The organism is Phyllobacterium sp. SYP-B3895 (genome assembly GCF_009647635.1).
GTDB classification, from domain to species: domain Bacteria; phylum Pseudomonadota; class Alphaproteobacteria; order Rhizobiales; family Rhizobiaceae; genus Phyllobacterium; species Phyllobacterium pellucidum.
Map to the genome: position 1 here is coordinate 699343 of NZ_WJIG01000001.1, position 18245 is coordinate 717587.

17 protein-coding genes and 4 pseudogenes are annotated in these 18245 nt (G+C 58.0%); 3 read left to right on the forward strand and 18 right to left on the reverse strand.

Features of this window, described 5'->3' with window-relative positions; genetic code table 11:
* Window positions 1–332: 332 nt before the first annotated feature.
* From GF108_RS03320 to GF108_RS03350, 8 genes and pseudogenes are all read right to left on the reverse strand, one after another.
* Window positions 333–872 carry a threonine/serine exporter family protein gene (locus tag GF108_RS03320; protein WP_153666859.1) on the reverse strand — a complete coding sequence of 180 codons (540 nt, stop codon included), beginning with the start codon at window positions 870–872 and terminating at the stop codon, window positions 333–335.
* A gap of 156 nt (window positions 873–1028) precedes the next feature.
* A complete protein-coding gene (locus GF108_RS03325) occupies window positions 1029–2369 on the reverse strand; it encodes an NAD(P)/FAD-dependent oxidoreductase (protein WP_153666860.1) in 1341 nt (446 codons plus the stop codon).
* Window positions 2370–2475: 106 nt separating this feature from the next.
* Window positions 2476–2940, reverse strand: a pseudogene (locus GF108_RS22310) (mechanosensitive ion channel protein); the annotation flags it as partial.
* A 26-nt stretch (window positions 2941–2966) separates the two neighbouring features.
* Window positions 2967–3944 carry an HlyD family secretion protein gene (locus tag GF108_RS03330; RefSeq protein WP_153666861.1) on the reverse strand — a complete coding sequence of 326 codons (978 nt, stop codon included), beginning with the start codon at window positions 3942–3944 and terminating at the stop codon, window positions 2967–2969.
* Window positions 3934–6273: an ABC transporter permease gene (locus GF108_RS03335; protein ID WP_153666862.1), complete on the reverse strand. Its 2340-nt coding sequence runs from the start codon at window positions 6271–6273 to the stop codon at window positions 3934–3936. Before GF108_RS03335 ends, GF108_RS03330 begins: the two co-directional genes overlap by 11 nt.
* A complete protein-coding gene (locus GF108_RS03340) occupies window positions 6273–7355 on the reverse strand; it encodes an HlyD family secretion protein (RefSeq protein WP_370462063.1) in 1083 nt (360 codons plus the stop codon). The genes GF108_RS03335 and GF108_RS03340 overlap by 1 nt, the downstream gene beginning before the upstream one ends.
* A gap of 155 nt (window positions 7356–7510) precedes the next feature.
* Window positions 7511–7806: pseudogene (locus GF108_RS22655) on the reverse strand (DUF992 domain-containing protein).
* A 513-nt stretch (window positions 7807–8319) separates the two neighbouring features.
* On the reverse strand, window positions 8320–9162 hold the full coding sequence (locus GF108_RS03350; RefSeq protein ID WP_370462064.1) for an alpha/beta fold hydrolase: 843 nt from the start codon (window positions 9160–9162) through the stop codon (window positions 8320–8322).
* A gap of 223 nt (window positions 9163–9385) precedes the next feature.
* Between GF108_RS03350 and GF108_RS03355 the strand changes: the two genes are divergently transcribed.
* From GF108_RS03355 to GF108_RS03365, 3 genes and pseudogenes are all read left to right on the forward strand, one after another.
* On the forward strand, window positions 9386–9826 hold the full coding sequence (locus GF108_RS03355) for a transglutaminase family protein (protein ID WP_370462095.1): 441 nt from the start codon (window positions 9386–9388) through the stop codon (window positions 9824–9826).
* 87 nt (window positions 9827–9913) lie between these two features.
* Window positions 9914–10732, forward strand: a pseudogene (locus tag GF108_RS03360) (transglutaminase family protein).
* Between the two features lie 552 nt (window positions 10733–11284).
* Window positions 11285–11836, forward strand: a pseudogene (locus GF108_RS03365) (magnesium chelatase domain-containing protein); the annotation flags it as partial.
* A gap of 487 nt (window positions 11837–12323) precedes the next feature.
* Here GF108_RS03365 and GF108_RS03370 read toward each other — a convergent pair.
* The 10 genes from GF108_RS03370 to GF108_RS03415 form a co-directional block, all read right to left on the reverse strand.
* Window positions 12324–12773, reverse strand: a complete 450-nt coding sequence (locus GF108_RS03370) for a PRC-barrel domain-containing protein (RefSeq protein ID WP_172982560.1) — start codon at window positions 12771–12773, stop codon at window positions 12324–12326.
* Between the two features lie 100 nt (window positions 12774–12873).
* Window positions 12874–13347, reverse strand: a complete 474-nt coding sequence (locus GF108_RS03375; protein ID WP_370462065.1) for a DsbA family protein — start codon at window positions 13345–13347, stop codon at window positions 12874–12876.
* A 28-nt stretch (window positions 13348–13375) separates the two neighbouring features.
* Window positions 13376–13888: a redoxin domain-containing protein gene (locus GF108_RS03380; protein ID WP_153666865.1), complete on the reverse strand. Its 513-nt coding sequence runs from the start codon at window positions 13886–13888 to the stop codon at window positions 13376–13378.
* Window positions 13889–13903: 15 nt separating this feature from the next.
* Complete coding sequence (locus GF108_RS03385) at window positions 13904–14512, reverse strand: HdeD family acid-resistance protein (protein WP_153666866.1); 609 nt, start codon at window positions 14510–14512, stop codon at window positions 13904–13906.
* A 243-nt stretch (window positions 14513–14755) separates the two neighbouring features.
* Complete coding sequence (locus tag GF108_RS03390; protein ID WP_370462066.1) at window positions 14756–14950, reverse strand: NAD-binding protein; 195 nt, start codon at window positions 14948–14950, stop codon at window positions 14756–14758.
* A 378-nt stretch (window positions 14951–15328) separates the two neighbouring features.
* On the reverse strand, window positions 15329–15982 hold the full coding sequence (locus GF108_RS03395) for a BON domain-containing protein (RefSeq protein ID WP_153666868.1): 654 nt from the start codon (window positions 15980–15982) through the stop codon (window positions 15329–15331).
* 134 nt (window positions 15983–16116) lie between these two features.
* Entirely contained in the window at window positions 16117–16728 is a 612-nt protein-coding gene (locus tag GF108_RS03400; RefSeq protein ID WP_246663825.1) for a hypothetical protein, read from the reverse strand.
* 16 nt (window positions 16729–16744) lie between these two features.
* Window positions 16745–17254, reverse strand: a complete 510-nt coding sequence (locus tag GF108_RS03405) for an Hsp20/alpha crystallin family protein (RefSeq protein WP_153666869.1) — start codon at window positions 17252–17254, stop codon at window positions 16745–16747.
* An 11-nt stretch (window positions 17255–17265) separates the two neighbouring features.
* On the reverse strand, window positions 17266–17649 hold the full coding sequence (locus tag GF108_RS03410; RefSeq protein ID WP_153666870.1) for an Hsp20/alpha crystallin family protein: 384 nt from the start codon (window positions 17647–17649) through the stop codon (window positions 17266–17268).
* Window positions 17650–17676: 27 nt separating this feature from the next.
* Entirely contained in the window at window positions 17677–18132 is a 456-nt protein-coding gene (locus GF108_RS03415) for an Hsp20/alpha crystallin family protein (protein ID WP_246663826.1), read from the reverse strand.
* Window positions 18133–18245 lie beyond the last annotated feature (113 nt).

Genomic DNA, 18245 nt, shown 5'->3' on the forward strand with positions numbered 1-18245 from the left:
TCTCTCGGTATGATGCGTGAGTAGGGATACGACTTAATCCGACTATCCTCTTGAAGAACTCTGCGGCGGGTAGGATGCCTCTGCCCCATCTCTAGCGTGTCTGGGAGATCGTTCGTGTGGAGTGATGTGAGTTATAGCCAGGCGCTGAGCCCCGGAACGCGATCGGGTGTACTGGTTCGTCACGATGGCCTCCGATGTTGGACGCCAGTCCGGAGGAATCACGCCAACAGGATGCGGGGTAGAATCAGCCCGACTGTCGTCCAAGATGATTAGAAAAGCTGTAGCTCCGTCCGCGACTACGCCGGCCAGCAAATCCGCAGGTGCCCGCGACCCTATGGAAACGAGTTCGACCAAGGTCCCGGCTGCGTGGACAGGAGGAGGCCAGGCATCATCGAAACTACGGCAGAGAAACCGAGCGCGGCGAAGGGCAAATGTAATCGGTCCGCGATCGGCGTCACGACTAAACTGACCAAAGCAGAGGCGACGAGCGTGCCTGTCGAAACGTCTGCTCCGACGAAAGAGAGGACTGCCCATCGCGCCGCATGCGCCACCATGCCGATGCCCATCCGGAACGCCAGCATGCGCCATGGCATGGAAAAGAAGGTTCCAAAGGCGGCAACAGCGCACCCTGCCGCGACCACATCGGCCGCGAGTGGCACGGAGATGGACGCTCCGGTGGTCTGAATTGTTGCTCCACCGGCCGCGAGGCCGGCCAACACTCCGCTGCTGATCATGAGGATGGTTACACCAGCGTAGGCGAGGCGCACGATGCCAAAGGCACTCCCAAGTCGTTCGGCAGCAATGACAGTCTGTTCGGTGGTCTGCCCATTCTCGAAGAGAATCAGGGCTGCGAGCGCTATGGTGTCCAACATCGTGTCGTGCGTTTTCGGGACGCCAAGAGGTGAGGACTGGACACCCGCGGTCAGGGGCAGGCCGTATGCGCCTGGCTGAACAAAGCACCTCTCGTATAAGCTACCGCATGTTTTTGAACGTCGGTTCGGCTATTGATCACTGGACACGATCTTTGATCATTGCGGAAGCGTCTGCTTCGTTGGTTGTGACGCATTTGCGATTGGCGGCGCTTCAGAAATCAGCCGTGAGCTGCGCTGGCCGGTCAGATAAGACCACAGCCATTGGGATTGAACTCTCCAACGGTTCTGAAGTTGGGGGAGAGCCAAAAGGTGAACGAAAGCCCATATGAACCAAGTGAAAAAGCCTCCTATTTTCAGATGACCGGCCTCCAGGATGGCGAAATTCTTGCCGACGACTGCCATATTGCCCTTGTCCCGGTACCGAAACGCTCGTTTTCGTCCCCACCCGCCAATTTGATCGGAGATCAGACGTCCCACGTAGCGCCCCTGCTGGATTGCAGCTTGCGCAACTCCGGGTACAGGTCGCCCGTCCTGCTTTATGGACGCCGCGTCGCCGACGACGAATATGTTCGGCTCACTCGGCAAATTGAGAAAGGGCTCGACCAAAGCCCTGCCCGCCCGGTCCGTTTTGACGCCGAGCAGCTGAACGATCGGTGACGCGGCCACGCCTGCCGTCCACAACACGGTCGCGCTTGGGATTCTTGTGTCTTTTGCGATGACTCCCAGTGCGTCAACACCCTCGACCTTGACGCCTGTCAGGACCTTGACGCCCAGCTTCGCGAGACGCTTGGCGGCCTTCTTTGACAGTGAAGGAGCAAAGCTCGGAAGAACCCGGTCGCCTCCTTCCAGCAGGGTGATTGTGCTGGTAGCAGGATCGATTTGCCGGAAATTCCCACGCAGTGTGACGGTGACCAGTTGTGCGATCGATGCCGCGAGTTCGACGCCGGTCGGTCCGGCACCGACGAGCACAAAATTCATCTGGCGGGCGCGCTCGTTCTCGTCATCGGTCGCCTCTGCCATTTCGAACGCGCTCAAGATCTTCGTTCGGATCGCCTCGGCGTCGGCGAGATTCTTGAGACCCGGTGCAAAGGCTGCGAATTCGTCGCGGCCGAAATAGCTCGGACGCGTGCCTGTAGCGACCACGAGGAAATCGAACCGCACCTTGCGGATGCCGATGCCGGGACATAGAGCATCGACCGTGCGATGGGTTGAATCGACGTCGACAACGTCGGCAAGTATGACATTCAAATTGGCTTGCTTCGCCTCAAGCTGCCGGATAGGCGCCGCGATCTCGGATGGTGCAAGCACTGCCGTCGCCACCTGATAAAGCAGCGGCTGGAAGATATGATGATTGCGGCGATCGATCAGAACCACCTCCGCATCGGATCTCCTAAGGGCCCGTGCGGCTGCAACTCCCGCAAACCCCCCGCCTATAATCACGACACGCGGCCTTGCGCCTGGGACGTGAATCTCGAAGGGATCAGTTTCCGCCAACATCGTTCATCACCTCATCTGACAACCATGCAATGGAATATCTTCCCTATGCATCTCTCTTGTACTGATCTGCCGCGAGCCGAACGTGCTTGCTGCGTTCGCATATAGACAAGGTCAATCGGCGGATGACCGCGACCACGCCGGACGTGGCAATCAAGGTTCCAACGGGCGCGTTGAAGACGTAGGCGATGACGGATAGTACTGCCCCGACATAGATCACCCCAACAAGGAGATCCTGAAAAAGCCGGCCCTCTCGGGGCTGCCGTTCGAAGATCAGAAAAACCCGATGCTTATTAGGGACCAGGCGGCGTTGATCCACCAGATGACTTTCGCGATCCCTATGAACACACGTTGTAGCGTGGACGTGTTCGGCGGGCCGAGTTCGTAAGGAACTATGCCGTGATAGAGCATCAGGGTCGTGAGCGCCAAAAAAGAATGTCAACTGACCGACAAGACGACGTGTCGGGTGGCCACGTAGGAGAACACGCGTAACCAAGGCCCCCAGCGCTGCAAGCACACCAGTCTGTACGATAGGATCAGCGATGGCATTTAGGAGGTCAGTGTAGTTTGTCATTGTTCCTGGCAACGAACCTTGTGCCCCTACGGTTGGGCGGTTAGCCAAACGGTCATGCCGGGCTCCAGTCCATCTGTATTGCCGGTTGGTTCAAGGCGGAGCCGGAACGAATTGAGATCATGGTCGCCGACGGCACGGGCTGCGCGCCAGGTCGCGAACTCCCCGAGTGGACGCAGTTCCGTCACATGAGTATCGATTTGGCGGCCGTCTTGCGCCGTGAGCGTTAGGGCTTTGCCGACCGTTATTTCCTGCAGATCATCTTCGCGCAGTGTAAAGGCGAACCAGGCTTGGCCATCGGCCTCTAACGTCATTACCGGTTTTCCAGGCTGGATGATTTCGCCCGGCTCCGCAACGCGGATGCCGATCATCCCATCCGCCGGCGCTGTAAGTTTGGTCTTATTCAACTGGGCCTCGAGGTCCGCGACTGTCGCCTCTGCGAGAGCCACCCGGGCATCGGCCAGAAAGCGCTCCTCAGCGGTGGGACCTGCGGCTGCTTTTGCAGCTTGTGCACGCTTGAGATCGACGTCGGCTTTTGCCTTTGCAAGCGAGGCTGTACTCTGGTCGAGTGTTTGTTTGCTGGCGAAGACCTTGCCGGCAAGGTCGGATGCACGCGCATACGTCTGCTTCGCTAGCAGAAGATTGGCTTCAGCCGTCTGGACCGCCTGTGTGGCGATTGCCACCTCTTCCGCCCGCACACCTGAATAGACCCGATCCCGCTCAGCCTTGGCGCTCGCTGCAGCCGCCTTAGCTTCACCAACCGATGCTGTCAGCTCTGGATTGTCTAGCACGGCAAGAAGCTCACCCTTGTGGACATGCTGGCCCGGCGTCACCGCAATCGACGCCAGCCGGCCGGTTGTATCGGGTGCGATACGAATCTCGGTCTGCCGTACTATACCCGGAATCGGTCGCTTGCCCTGCTCCGCCGCTGCCTGTCCAACGATACATGTTATAGCGCTCGCGATAGCGAGTACGATTGCAAATCCGCGTCTCGATCTAACGCGCATCAGACATCCTCTTGCGCGAAGCCATCCGGGCAGCAACAACGGCAAGGATCGCGTAAACGACTGTCAGCACCCAAAGCCGCATCCAATCTCGCGAGACGTCCGCCAGAGTCGCTCCCATTTGGTTGACCCGCACCAGGCCGTCGATCCCGGAGGTGCTTGGAAGGACAAAACTGATCGTCCGAAGGATTGGCGGGATCGCTTCCAGCGGCCACGCGACGCCAACCAGAAAGAAGATCGGAAGACTGATCGCAATGAACAGCATTACCGCGGTCTCGCGCCGCTTGAACCAGCTACCGACGAACTGGCCGAGGAGGCTGACCGACAGGATGAAGGGAATGGCCAGGACGATCAGGTCGAGCACACGATCATTTGCAGAGAAACCGTAGACCCTTGGCAACACGACTAGGAACAAGGCATAGCCCGGCAACGCCAGCAGCAGATGCGCTAAGGTTTGACCAATCATCGCTGACACGGTGCCACGACGGCGGCGACCGCTGCGACCGCCGTGCTCATAGGCGACCCCACCTAACGTTGCGGAGCCCATCAGCAGCGTCTGCTGCAAGATCAATAGAAAAGCGGCCGGAACAACATAACTGGCATAACCGCCGGTGGGGTTGAACAGCGGCTGGTTCAGAATCTCGACAGGCGAGCTTTTCACGAGAGCAGCGCGGAACAGGCTGCCATCTGGCCGGGCGCCGCGCCCCGCGATATCCGTCGTTACCGCTCCTACTCCCTCCTGAATACCCTGCAATGTCCGGTTGTAGAGCAGGAAATAGGCCGAATCGACGTAGGCGGGCAATCTGGCTTGATCGCCCTTCAGTATCTCGCGCTCAGTTCCTGCTGGAATACTCAGGATACCGAACACTTCCCGGCGTGAGAGAGCCGCCTGCGCTTCTGCCAACGTCGTCGGTCGAAGCGCTACTTTCACTGCTTCGTCGGCATCGACCGCTTGGATGATCGTATGGCTGACGGCGGAGGAATCGTTGTCCACGACGGCGATTGGGATGTCCTTGATGAGCTGGCTGAGATAGGGTTGCGGGTAGAAAACACCGTAGATGATCGGCGCCACAACAATCAGGCCGAAGGCGCTGCGGTCGCGGATGACTCGGCCATATTCCTCAGTGAATGCCCGAACGATGCCGAACCTACAAGACGTGTGCCGTTCGGGAGCTTCGACCGGCCTTGGTAGCGGGTGCCGTGCAACAGAGCGCAGCCTCAGCCAGGCCAAGCCGAAATAGACCACGGCCAATCCCCCGAGCATCATGAAAGGTTGCACGGAATCTGCTACCGGAGCGCCACGGGCCGCTTGGTCGAACAGGATTTGGATGTACCAGCGCAGAGGCAGTATTGTGCCCCAGGCGAGGGCGAAGGCATTCATTGCCAGGACCGGAAAGCCGACGCCGGCGAAGCCGAAAGCCGGTGAGCAGATGACGCCGGTCAGGCTGAGACCGAAAGCCAGGTTCTTGACAAGGAGTTGCAGCAGTGCGCCCAACGACAAATAGGCAACGATCAGAAAACAAGCCGCAGAACCCGCCAACGCGGGGTCGCCACGGAATGGTATCTCGAAACCGCCGTGAATAATCATAAGCCCGGCAGCCATCATGACGAGGAATATCCCAAAGTAAGGTGCCAGCTTGCCGACAAGTGCGATGAGCATGCTGTCTCCGGCCGTGGAAAGCCATTCGCGCATGTTGCGCGACCCGAACTCGGAGCCGACCGCAAAGCCCCCCGAAATTGCCATCATGACATGGAGCACAGTCGGCAGGATCGCCCGTAGCAGAAACTGGGCGTAGTTCAATGCGGGATTGGTCAAGACATATTGTTCGACAACAAGCGCCCCTGGCGCGTAGGCAGTACTCTGTGACCCTGGCTGCAGGTCGGCGACGGCCGCCGATATCGCGGCCTGCAGCGCACTCGATGCGACATTGCCGGGCGTGAAGAACTGTTTGTTGAAGAAAATCACCGCTTGGGGTCGACTTCCTTTTGTGATGTTGCGCTCGAAATTATCTGGAATATAGACCGCCGCTATCGCATCGCCTGAACGGACGGCGTGCATGGCACCATTGAGATCGGAGGAACGTCTCGCCACGCTGACCCCGGGTGCTGAATTGATTGCCTGCACGAAGGTCTCGGACGTTTTGGACCGGTCCTGATCGACCACGTCCACCTGGAGATCGCGGATCACGGCATTGCTGAATGTTGCGGCAAGGATCGCAAAGGCAATCACCGGGATGCCGGCAACGAGCAGCAGCGCAACCTTGTCGCGCCAGATCCAGATCACCTCGCGGACGGCGACGTCGATAATCCCGAAACGACGCACGCTTGGCATCAGTGCGCTCCATTCCAGTCCGCGTAGGCACTCATGCCGGGCCTGAGGTTGGCGAGCTTCTCGATCGGATAGGCCCGCACCTCGAAGGTCCTGAGATCGAAGTCGCCGGTCGCGCGCGTGGCACGCCATCCGGCGTATTCACCGCGGGTGGCGATCGTGCGGACCTCGACGGTTATGGGAGTATCGCCAAGCGCAGGAATCTTGGCCGTGAACCGGTCGCCCACTTTCAGATCCTTGACCAGATCCTCGCGAAGATCGAAGCGCAACCAGATGTCGTCGAGATCCACAAGCGAGAGTAGCGGCACGCCGGGCGAGACATATTCGCCGAGTTCCACGCCGATCTGATACACCTGCCCCGCAATCGGGGCCTTGACGGTTAGCTCGTTAACCTGTGCCTGGAGGGTCGCGATCGCAGCCTCAGCTTTGGCGACGGCAGCCTTGGCCACGCCACGCTCCTGGGCAGTGTAGCCGGCCACAGCTTCCTGATAGGCAAGCTTTGCTTGCTCCAGAGTTCGCCTGGCCACATCCAGCGATGCGGTCGCCTCATCGAGCTTCGCCACTGGCTCGAAGCCGCCCGCAGTGACTTGCTTGACCCTGTCATACGTCTGTTGGTCAAGCGTCAGACTGGCCTCGGCCGACGCGACCGCAACCTTTCGTTCTGCAATATCCTCGGCGCGCGTGCCTACCTCAATGCGTGCCAGGTCGGCTAGGGCGACGGTCCTTGCGGCCTCCGCCTCATGGAGCTTCATCAACAGCTCCGGATTATCGATCGCCACGAGCAATTGCTGGGCCGCGATGTTGTTGCCACGTGAAACCGGCCGCTGCCCGACCCTGCCATCAACACGAGCCGCAATATCAATGCGCGTGGCGTCGGCTTCACCCTGCACCAGAAGCGGCTGCGGTTGAACGAGATACCATAATGACAAACCAACGATCGCCAGCACACTGAACGCAACGATGATCGCCGCCGCTTTCGAAGCCTTGGGCGGCTCAGCGGCCGCAAGATGGATTGGTGTGGGCTCGCCAAGATCATCGGTCTGATCTTTTGATATGCTTAGCGAGTCACGTGACGTGTCCGGCACCTTAAGTCTCCACTCGTTTGGTTGGGACAATATTTGATGGCGCTCGTTAACTGGTCTTGTCGGTTCCTGCTCCAAAGCACCAATTAGCTGACGCCTTGGGGTTCGACCGCACGGTTGAATGTCTCTTTCTACGAGCTTGGCATTTCGTGCGATTCTTAATCAGAAGCTGCAGCCGGATTTAAGGTTACAGTTATGACCCCACGGGCAATGTTTATGCCTTCCTGACCTTCGACAGAGATCGGCTGCAATGAAAATGCGCGCCTGTGCCACCAGCCAGGATATTTGCTCCTGCGCCGGGGCCGACCGACGCGTTTGCACCAATTCCGCTATACGTGCCGGCAAGCGCCCCCTTGGGCAGACCGTTGGTCTCCGCCAGGAGATAGCGCTCAGGAATGGTCTGCAAACGGTGTGCCGGAGAGTGTGATGTTGCAAAAACCGTTTGTGATCGCACAGCTCGTTACCGCCGTAACCACCCTGTTGAACGCAGCAAGCAACGCTACTGCTTTAAGTGATGCAATGTCGCCTGATGATAGTTCGAAGCCAGTAAATAGCTCGCCTAAATCACTATGATGTTCCAAAGCTGCCCACCAGGATACATTGACTCTGTAGCAACAAATTCCATTTAGTACTACGCCCCCGTGAACCGACTATCTCGAATGATAAAGTTGTTAAAGCGCGTGACTGTGGAAGTGGTTGGAATTGGTAATTGGTTTAATAGCCCATGACGAAATACGATGATGCGATCAAAGCCGCGCGAAATGCCAAGGCCGCTGAAGGGATGCGGAAGTGGCGAGCCGCCAAGTTCATCTGGCCACCGAACTCGCGCCGGGTTGCACCTGGGCAATCGATGTCTGGCGTCTCAGATGCCGGTGATCGAAGATCAACAGCGACCAAGACCAGCGAGACACTATCCCGCCGATCCGTTTCGAGCCTGTCTCAATGCTGTTTCGGCGATGGATCAGGCCTAGCCCTTCACGAACGCTAAGAGGTCGGGATTGATGACGTCGGCGTGAGTCGTGAGCATGCCGTGCGGATAGCCTTTGTAGACCTTGAGGTTGCCGTTTTTGACCAGCTTAACCGACAGGCGGCCGGCGTCGTCGATCGGCACCACCTGGTCGTCATCACCATGCATCACAAGCGTCGGCACGGTCATCGCCCTCAGGTCTCCTGTCTGGTCGGTTTCCGAGAAGGCCTTGATACCATCGTAGTGAGCCTTCGCGCCACCCATCATGCCTTGACGCCACCAATTCTGGATGACTCCCTGGTAGACCTTGGCACCCGGACGATTGAAGCCATAGAACGGGCCAGTGGGGAAATCGACGAACAACTGAGCACGGTTCTCAGCGACGCCCTTGCGGATGCCATCAAACACTTCCATTGGAAGGCCGCCCGGATTGGATGAAGTCTTCAGCATCAGTGGCGGTACGGCGCTGACAAGTACAGCCTTGGCGACCCGACCCTGCGGCTCACCATACCTCACAACGTAGCGAGCGACTTCGCCGCCGCCGGTCGAGTGGCCGATATGGACCGCGTTCTTCAGATTCAGGTGTTCGACGACGGTCGAGGCATCGGCAGCATAGTGATCCATATCGTGACCATAGCTTACTTGCTCGGAGCGACCATGCCCACGACGGTCGTGAGCAACAACACGGTAGCCGTTGTGAAGAAAGAAGAGCATTTGTGTATCCCAGTCGTCCGACGAAAGCGGCCAACCGTGATGGAAAACGATGGGCTGCGCATCCTTCGGACCCCAGTCCTTGTAGTAGATGGAAACGCCGTCTTTGGTTCGCACGTAGGCTTCAGTCATGGATTCAGTTCCTTTGCGGTGAGTTGACTTCTGTTGCGCTGCGAGCGTCGGGACGCTGATGGTAAGGGAAGTGGTTGCTCCGGCGATCAAAGCTTGTCGGCGCGTCAGAGGGAAAAAAGATTCAAAATTCACTTGAAGCTCCATCTGGTGGATTGGGCCGGGACGTTTGGCTTGTTTAGCCTTGCCACCGCCCAGGTTCTTGTCGTTTCCTCTGCCGTTTTGTATTTTTGTAGGGTCCAATTGTGCTGCGAGAGCATTGCAATCCGGCGGGCAAACGACCCGAACGCAGTCCCCTGTTCAGACTTTGCAACTACGGCGAGGCACCTGCCGGGACTTTGCCGTGCTGATGATCGAGGCCGCCCGTTTATTGGGATTAGCGGCGCGCTTTGTCACGCGTTACATTTACGTGCCAAGTCGCGATGGCTCGACAACTCGCGGCGGCGGATCGACTCATGCGTGGTGCCAAATCTATCTTCCGGGAGCCGGATGGGTGGAATTCGATCCGACGAACGGGATATTGGGAAACAGGGATCTGATCCGGGTGGCTGTTGCCCGTGACCCGCGGCAAGCCATTCCATTGACCGGAAGCTACGACGGTGACGCCTCCGCCTATGATGGAATGTCGGTGCAGGTGAATGTCACTACAGAGAACACGATGCCATAATTAAAGGTTTGCAGGGAACCCATTGTGGCTCCCTGCGTTGCCGCATGATTGTCAACAAGGCAGTCGGCTATCAATCAAGGAGAGACGATGAAGATACGCGCCGGGTTCACGTTGGGCTACGAGTGCCCGCAGCCGACAGCGATGTTGCTCGAGCTGATATTCATCCCTCGCGGCGTGTCGATCTTCTGACGGAACAGAAACTGACTTTCGACCAGCCAATCGATGCGTGGGGTTATAAGGATAGATTTGGCATGCCTGCACCCGTATCGTCGCCCCGCCCGGACTTACGACAATTTCCGCTGAATTTGTAATCTATGACGGCGGCGAGCCAGACGTCATTCCCCGAAATGCATCCAGCACTAAATCAAGGATTTGCCCGACGATGTGCTCGTCTTCCTCCTCGGCAGCCGCTATTGCGACACGGACAGACTGGGCGACTTTGCCTGGTCGCAGTTCTCATCGACACCCTTGGGATGGCCTCGGGTTGAGGCGATCCGGGACTATGTCCATGACCACATAACCTTCCACTATCAGAAAGCCGATCCCCTCAGGACAGCCTACGGCGGATATACGGACAGGACAGGCGTGTGCAGAGATTTTTCCCATCTCGCCATCACCCTTTGCCGCTGCATGAACATTCCCGCGCGTTATTGCACGGGCTATCTTGGCGACATCGGCGTCCCATTCAATCCGGATCCCATGGACTTCAGCGCATGGTTCGAGGTGTATCTTGGCGGCCACTGGCACACCGTCGATGCCCGCCACAATACGCCGCGCATAGGGCGCATACTCATGGCCACCGGGCGTGACGCAACCGACGTGGCCATATCCACCAGTTTCGGTGCCTCATTACTAACTCGCTTCGAGGTAATTACAGAGGAAGTAACGACGGCCAATCCGACCTAACCGAGGTCACTCCCAACGGCCCGTGCTGGTGGCACACGTTGACAGGTTAAGGGAGCGTTTTTGGCGTGACGGCGTGCGCCCCGCACCCCTATCACTGTTCGAGACCGTCGGAAGGCTTGCGCAATTGGTTTTCGATAACGGCGAACTTGATGTCGCTGTGGATATAGACTTAACAACCACCGTGCAGGAAGGTGCCAAATTAGCTGTCTATGGGACTCGGTACGAACGAAAACCAGAGTTGCGCGCGTTAGCTATCAAGATTCACGGAACGGCCTGCCTAGCGTGCGAAGCTGACTTGAAAAACGTTTATGGAGAGCTCGCTAAGGGCTACATTCATATCCATCACAAACGTCCCCTTTCGGTATCAGGCCCGACTATCGTAAATGCGGAAACTGATCTAGTTCCTTTGTGCCCCAATCGTTCTATCTTGCCCGCTTTCGTGTAGTGGCGATCGCCTCTAAGAAGCTTCGACTTTCTGCTGGGCTTTGTAGACTAGCATGCTCGACTCAAGCACATCCAATATCGATTAATTTATTTGGCCACAATATCCATATTGTCGGCCTCCCGGATAAGGCTGTCGCGGAAAGCCGCGAGCGGGTCCAAGCCGCCTTGCATGCATCCGGGTTGTCGATGCCGGTCAAGAAGGTAACCGTCAACCTTGCGCCCGCGGACCTTCCCAAGGAAGGCAGTCACTACGATCTTCCCATCGCCGTGGGGTTGATGGCCGGGCTCGGCGCCATCCCCGCCGATGTGCTGCAATCCTATGTCGTACTTGGCGAACTCTCGCTCGACGGCACCATCACGCATGTGGCGGGGGTTCTCCCTGCAGCCATCGCCGCTAACCGCCAGGATCGGGGGCTGATATGCCCGGCCCCGTGTGGACCTGAGGCTGCCTGGGCCGGACCCGAGATCGATATCCTTGCGCCGCGCAGCCTCATTGCCCTCGCCAACCACTTTCGCGGCACACAGGTTCTCTCCCGGCCCGAGCCGGCCATGCAGACGAGCGCGACCGGCCTGCCCGATCTTGCCGACATCCGCGGGCAGGAAAGCGCCCGGCGCGCACTCGAAGTCGCGGCGGCTGGCGGGCACAATCTCCTTATGTTGTGTGATATTAAATTTGACTAAGCGACCTTTCGGAAACCTCAGTTTTCGGGTGCAGACAACTGCATAAAACCTGCGCAGTGTCCGCTAAGGATCACGATGCTTGCTAAACACAACTCGACCGTAGACGGTCCGGTAATGGACACGAAAATACGGGCCGGTGTATGCGCGCCTCCATTATGGAGGACGCTGAACATCGACAAAAACAAAGGGTTGAACAATCTGGCGGAAAATTCCCACCTGCCGATGCGAAATGGGAGCGATTCAATGTTTCCGATAGTCGGGATGCTTGCAGCGGTTTTGACCACCGCGCGCAACTTCTTCGTTCCACCCATTTACGCCGTTCGGTACACCCAATGTATCTCCACCGCCTGAATGCCCTGCCAGAGTGGAAGGCCGTGCCGAAAACATGCGCCTGAAACAGGCATCTTAGTACCCCGAAAAGTTAGCCTGACATCGTGTTGACGGTTCGCCGGGGCACCAGAAACGGCTACTTCTTGAATTTAAACTCGGGCAGCTTTTGCAGCGCCTCTTTGGAGGCTCCCGCAAGCGTGATTTTGCGCCCGTCATCACTGATGTTCAGGCTCTCGTAGGGGATAGCGACCAAATAGCCACCGAGCCCCAGGAAACCCCCGACTTGCAGAATCGCAAAGAGGCTGCGATCCTTTGTGACAATGAGATCGTCAAGGGTACCAATTTTCTCGTCCTTATCGTTCTTGATTGCTGTTCCGACCAGTTCCGAAGTTTGAAAACCTTGGGCCACCTCCTTAACATTGACTTCGATAAGCGCCACCGCCGCCTGCACCAAGGTCTGGGGTGCTGCGGATGCAAACAGCACGGCGATTGACAGCATCACCCCTGATAGGGTGCGGCGGCTTACGCTATGAGGGCGCGTTGTTGTGAGGACGCCTGCATTCGAGTTATCGTCGAGCGATAGCATAGTAAATCTCCTTGTGGCAGAGCACCGGTTGTGATGCGGTAAAATGATGGTCAATCGCCCCTGTACGCCTTGACGATTGTCACTTCACGCAGAGGCGTCATCACGCTGCAGCGGCAAGGATCGCCTGATCAATCGCTGAGGACAGCGTCGCCACGCCGTAGGGGCTGTCGTGCCGTACACCATTCACGAAAAACGTCGGCGTTCCATTGACGCCGCTTCGCACACCTCCGATGAAGTCCCCTTGGATCTTGATCGCAAACGTGCCGGATGCGAGCGCGTCGCGCAGCGCGATTGGCGAAAGCTTCAGGTTTGCGGCCAGCGAAATGAGAAGCGGTATGCTCAATAGGTGTTGATTGGCAAAAATGGCCTGGTGCATCTGCCAGAAGACTCCGCGGCTGCCGGCGAATTCTGCTGCTTCGGCCGCCGCACCGGCGAAGGGATGGACCTCAACCAACGGGAAGTGCCGGTAGACAAGACGAAGCCGGTTTCCAAAGTGCTCCAGGATCTGAGCGAGGATCGGCTGCGCCGCCCCACAATGCGGACACTGGTAGTCGCCGTATTCGACAATCGTCACGATCGCATTGTCGTCTCCCAGGATATGGTCATGCGACGTTATGGGAATTCTGAGCTGTGCCATCTTTCTTCTCCATCGGAGGAAGCGCTTCGAGCGCATCCAGGATACCGTCAGCGCCTGGATTGACCGCAATAGGTGAGCAGTAGCTCCACGCGATCATCCCCTTTTCGTCGATGACAAAAAGCGCCCTCTCGGCAACCCCCTCCGCACTTCGATAGGCGCCGTAAGATTTGGCCACGTCACCCTTTGGCTCGAAATCCGACAGTAGTGCAAAGTGCAGCTTGCGTTCACGCGCGAACGCCTGATGACACCAGGCTCCATCGACCGAAATACCGAGCAGCTCTGCGCCGTGCTTGCGAAATTCGGGCAGGATGTGGTTATAAAGACTCATCTGGTCACCGCAGACGGGACTCCAATCGGCGGGGTAGAAAGCGAGGACCACGCGTCTACCCGTAAACTCGTTCAGGGACAGGGTTTGATCCGGCGTGACATGCAGGGTGAAGCCGGGAGCTCGTGTTCCTTTAGCAAGGGTGTTGGCCATGACTCTCTCCATAACTCAGCCCGATGCCGCTATGGCATCCGGCATATGTTCGCCTCGATGCTTGCGAAGCCTGAAGGCAAGCGCGAGCAAAGTTACGCCGAAAACAAGTGCGTGTGCTCCCATCCACCATGTGAGCACGAGGGCACCAATCAACGGACTTACAAGCAGAAGCGCCCCATAGATGATGGAAGCTATAGCACCAAAAACAAGCAACCAGCGGCCGTGGCTGATTTTGAGCGCGAAGGCCGCCCCAAGCATCAAGCCTCCCGACACCAAAGCCCAAGCAGCGACCATGAGGACGAAGGCGAGCACCGTAATGCCAGGCAACATCGCCGCGGCGATCCCGATTGCGATCCCGAACAGTCCATTGAGAAACAGGAGTCCCCAGCGTTCACCCTTACGGGCGCCTCGTACTGCCAGCGCCATGCTGAATAGCCCGTCAACGAGGCTATAGGCGGCGAAGACCAGCACGAAGGCCAGCATCGTTGCAGCCGGCACAATGAATGCAGCGACGCCAAACGTGATCGCCAACGCGCCCCGCAGTGCAACGACCCACCAGTTGTCTGCGAGCATCGCATTTCGTGCGCTCTCTAGGTCTGAATTGTAGGCCTGGAACCAGGTCATGGGGCACCTCGTCGGTCTGGTCGTTTTTTGCGAAGCTGTACTGCGCACCGTATCGGCGGGAGGAAACGATCGCCTTGACGATCGTCAACGGCGCGAAATCGGAGCTGTTGCATGGCCGCACGTCGTCAGATGTCGACTTCTTCCCGAAGCTCCGAATTGAACTCGGCGCGAAGGGAGGTAATGACCTTTGCTGCTCGCTCGCGAACTTCAGGATCCGTTCCAACGCGGAGTGCCTATCAAAAGTTATGACGACCGCCTGGCCTTTGCGAGGCCGGCGGCGGACAGGATCCGGCGATGTGCGGCATCACCGTGAACGACCGTGTGGCCTAGTCGTTGAATTTCGTTGAAGCGCGCGAGATCGGACTTGATGGCGATGTATGACATCTTTGCCACCCTCAAATGCAGTAGCAACGAGGCGCCCGACGCGTCCGCATTCACCCATCACAACATGTCGGTCGAGCAATGCGCTTTTCGTGCGAATTGCGGTTTCCGGCCACGTTCGCGACGCGCCTTCGCAGCATGAGCCCAACGTAACCGGGGACCGGCTACTTTTTTCCCGTCCGGCAGGCATCATGCGGACCTTCATCGGGTGACTGTTTCGCAAGGACATCCACGATTTGCTCATTGCGACTCCCCGGGGGGTGTGGATCGGAGAACACAATGCCCCGGAAGGCAAACTAGCAAGTGCTGGTCGCAAAATCCAAAGAACCTTCTGAACCGAGACGATGCGCCGGTCGCCACGATCTTCCGTAGCGCTTCCGGCGCATCATTCAAGCGGGTCGTCCTGGTCTAAGCTGATCGGCTGCCGCTGGTGCGTCAGACGCTGATGGTAATACGGTTATCGACCTTTGTAACTCCAGGCGCCCGCCAAGCGGCGCGTTCGGCTTCTTGACGCTCGGCCCAAGATCGAACTGTACCCTTCAGGATCACCTCGCCGCCGTTGGCTTCGACGGTGATGCGTTTGGCGTCAATCTCCGCACTGCGGCGGAAAGCTTCCTCTATCTTGCCCTTGATCTCGGACGGCGCCACGCTGGGCTTGAGAACAATCAGGTTTCTCACCCCCCTGACACCCTTGACCCGCCGCACCGCCTCCTCAGCGCGCGTGCGCTGGTAGTTCCACTCGGCGCTACCTTCGAGTTCTACCCAGCCACTCTTGACGGTCACCTTCATGTTCTGGGAGGAATACGGCAGCTCTGCCTTGAGGGCGGCGACCGCATCGCGTGCGATTTCCGGGTCTGGCCGTTCACTACCCGACGGAAGTCGGACTTCAATGTCGTTGGCGACACCGGCCACACCGGCGACACGCTTCACATCTCGTTCGGCTTGATATTTATGCATGTAGCTGCGCACGAAACCGGTTAGGGTCACGACGCCACCCTTTACGGCAACACCGATGTCCGTCGCATCGATGTCAGGGTCCCATTTCAATTCTGCTTCGACGTCGCGCTTAATGTCACTATCGGTCCTCATCTCAATCTCTCCCTTGGTTGGTGCGGTTTGACCTGCAACAGCAGGACTTGTGCAGCGAGAGAAATGCTAGGACGGGGACATCCTGACCGCCTTGACGGTTATCAGATTCGGGCAGAGCTGTTGCAACAGCTCGTCTAATGTCGGCTTGCTTGATCGCGCTGGGACTGGATGAGCAACGCTTCGTGGAGAAGCGCCAAACCTTGCATCGTCCGGCCGTAATCGAGGCGTCGCGATGCATATCCGTGCGCCATCTGCAGGAGTTCGGGGTTGGCAACTTCGAGATTGTCGATCGCTTCGCGTGTGAAAGTTTCGCTGCCGGTACGATCGATGCGTTTGACGATAGCGTCGCGAACTTCGATCGACACGCGAGGAAGCGGGTTGAGGGCACTGGATCTCATGGGAGCATGCACTTCTGCCGCAAGGAGCCGGTAGAACATACCGAACGCTGTCATGAGACCGGCTGCTTCTGGTTCTCCCCCGGCCCATCGAATCGCCATGTCAAGCAATTCGGGATTATGCTGGCTCAGGTCCGCCTTGATCTCGGCCAAGCAGGCGTCTGGTCCGAGGTCGTCGAATTCCCGCGAAATCCGTTCCCGGGTCAATTCCGTCACACGTGGCAACACACTCATCGACTGCCCTTCCTTCTTCGCGTAGGTAGCCGTGAAGATGCTAGAAAAAATGCGGCGCCTTTGTGACAGCACCGCATTCAGGTGGGGAGGCTCATCTGTGTCGTCGATCGTAGGCAAGTCCCCGCCAGTGCCGTCAATTGGACCGCACCGGGATGCGCTTTGAGCCGCTCTGCGCTTCAGCTGTCTTCGGGATCGTCACTGTCAAGACGCCGCTCTTGAACTGTGCCTGGGCTGCGCCCGCATTGATGCCGTCTGGTAAGGGCAAGGCTCGTTCAACAACACCGAAACTTCGCTCGCGCAGAATATAGCCGTTCTCATCGACCTCACGGTCGGTCTTTTTCTCACCGCGGATCACAAGTGTGCCATCGCTTACCTTGACGTCAATGTCCGCGTCGTCCATTCCCGGCAATTCCGCCGAGACCTTCACCTCTTTATCTGTATCGGCGACGTCAACCTGAATGCCGGAGCTGCCGTCAAGAAACGAGGCGGGGAAACCAGAGAAGGGCACATTAAATAGGCGCAGGAAATCATCGAAGGCACGGTTGACGTCGTTCTGCAGCGTCGCAACGGGATCACGCTCGCTGCGCGCTGCGGGCTCGAACCCGCGCGCAGACTTCCACGGGATAAGATCGGTCACTCGCATGGCATCCTCCTTTATTCTGACTTGACGTGGATCTTCTTGGTGGTGTTGGTAGCCTTGGGGATGGTCAGGCGGAGAACCCCGTCCTTCAGCAGGGCGTCGATGTGCTCGCCGTCCATTTCTTCTGAAAAGACAAAGCGGCGCTCATAGGTGCCGTCTCGAAATTCGATATAGGTGGGCATATACCCCTCCGGAGCGGCCGACGTCACACGAGCCGCAATTGTCAGGATACGTTTGTCGAGCGTGACATCAAGGCTCGCGGGATCGGCGCCCGGAATGTCAAGAAGCATGACGACCGTTTCTCCCTTTTCAAGGATGTCTGCCGGGGGCGTGAAGGTCGGACCGGAACTCGTAGGCTCGGTCGAGACTGAACTCCCGTTTGAAATGATCTGGTTCATCGCGGACTCCTGTTCAGTTGGCGGACATCACGACCGCGTCACCTTTATCTGGTGGGGTTTGTCATCCTCGGGGCGGGGTAAGGTCAGGGTGACGACGCCGCGCTCGAACTTGGCCGACGCCTTGTCGGCATCGATCAGAAATGGAAGCACGACGGTGCGTGCGAAGGGACCGTGCATTCGTTCCTGCCGTTGCACGAGAGTACCGTCATCGACTGTCTCTGGAGGTCGGTTCCCCCGCACGGTGACGGTGTCGCGACGGATCGTGATGTCGAGATTCTCGGGCGCAACGCCAGGGACCTCCCCCGCAACGATGCCGCCATCGGGACCCGTCCACAAATTCAGCAACGGGAATTCCGTTGCGGGATAAAAACGCAGGCCACCGAACAGTTTGTTCAGGTCGGTCTGCGCCCTTTGCATCTGGTGGACCGGATCAAATCGTCGGCCTGCAGGTGGCATTTCTCTGAACGTCGTCTCACCGCGCATGGCACCTCTCCTTTTGTCCGAAAGCATGGAATTTGGGAGCAACAATGCCCAGTCCGGTCGTCGGCGTCGTTGACGACCGTCAATTCATGTCGCCTGTCCAAGGATTATCGTCG

Excerpts from the sequence above, each read along its gene's own strand:
- GF108_RS03395 (WP_153666868.1), bottom strand. The coding sequence starts at position 15,982 with ATGAGGACCGATAGTGACATTAAGCGCGACGTCGAAGCAGAATTGAAA.
- GF108_RS03330 (WP_153666861.1), bottom strand. The coding sequence starts at position 3,944 with ATGCGCGTTAGATCGAGACGCGGATTTGCAATCGTACTCGCTATCGCG.
- GF108_RS03335 (WP_153666862.1), bottom strand. The coding sequence starts at position 6,273 with ATGCCAAGCGTGCGTCGTTTCGGGATTATCGACGTCGCCGTCCGCGAG.
- GF108_RS03350 (WP_370462064.1), bottom strand. The coding sequence starts at position 9,162 with ATGACTGAAGCCTACGTGCGAACCAAAGACGGCGTTTCCATCTACTAC.
- GF108_RS03370 (WP_172982560.1), bottom strand. The coding sequence starts at position 12,773 with ATGCTATCGCTCGACGATAACTCGAATGCAGGCGTCCTCACAACAACG.
- GF108_RS03415 (WP_246663826.1), bottom strand. The coding sequence starts at position 18,132 with ATGCGCGGTGAGACGACGTTCAGAGAAATGCCACCTGCAGGCCGACGA.
- GF108_RS03325 (WP_153666860.1), bottom strand. The coding sequence starts at position 2,369 with ATGTTGGCGGAAACTGATCCCTTCGAGATTCACGTCCCAGGCGCAAGG.
- GF108_RS03405 (WP_153666869.1), bottom strand. The coding sequence starts at position 17,254 with ATGCGAGTGACCGATCTTATCCCGTGGAAGTCTGCGCGCGGGTTCGAG.
- GF108_RS03410 (WP_153666870.1), bottom strand. The coding sequence starts at position 17,649 with ATGAACCAGATCATTTCAAACGGGAGTTCAGTCTCGACCGAGCCTACG.
- GF108_RS03385 (WP_153666866.1), bottom strand. The coding sequence starts at position 14,512 with ATGACCTGGTTCCAGGCCTACAATTCAGACCTAGAGAGCGCACGAAAT.
- GF108_RS03320 (WP_153666859.1), bottom strand. The coding sequence starts at position 872 with ATGTTGGACACCATAGCGCTCGCAGCCCTGATTCTCTTCGAGAATGGG.
- GF108_RS03380 (WP_153666865.1), bottom strand. The coding sequence starts at position 13,888 with ATGGCCAACACCCTTGCTAAAGGAACACGAGCTCCCGGCTTCACCCTG.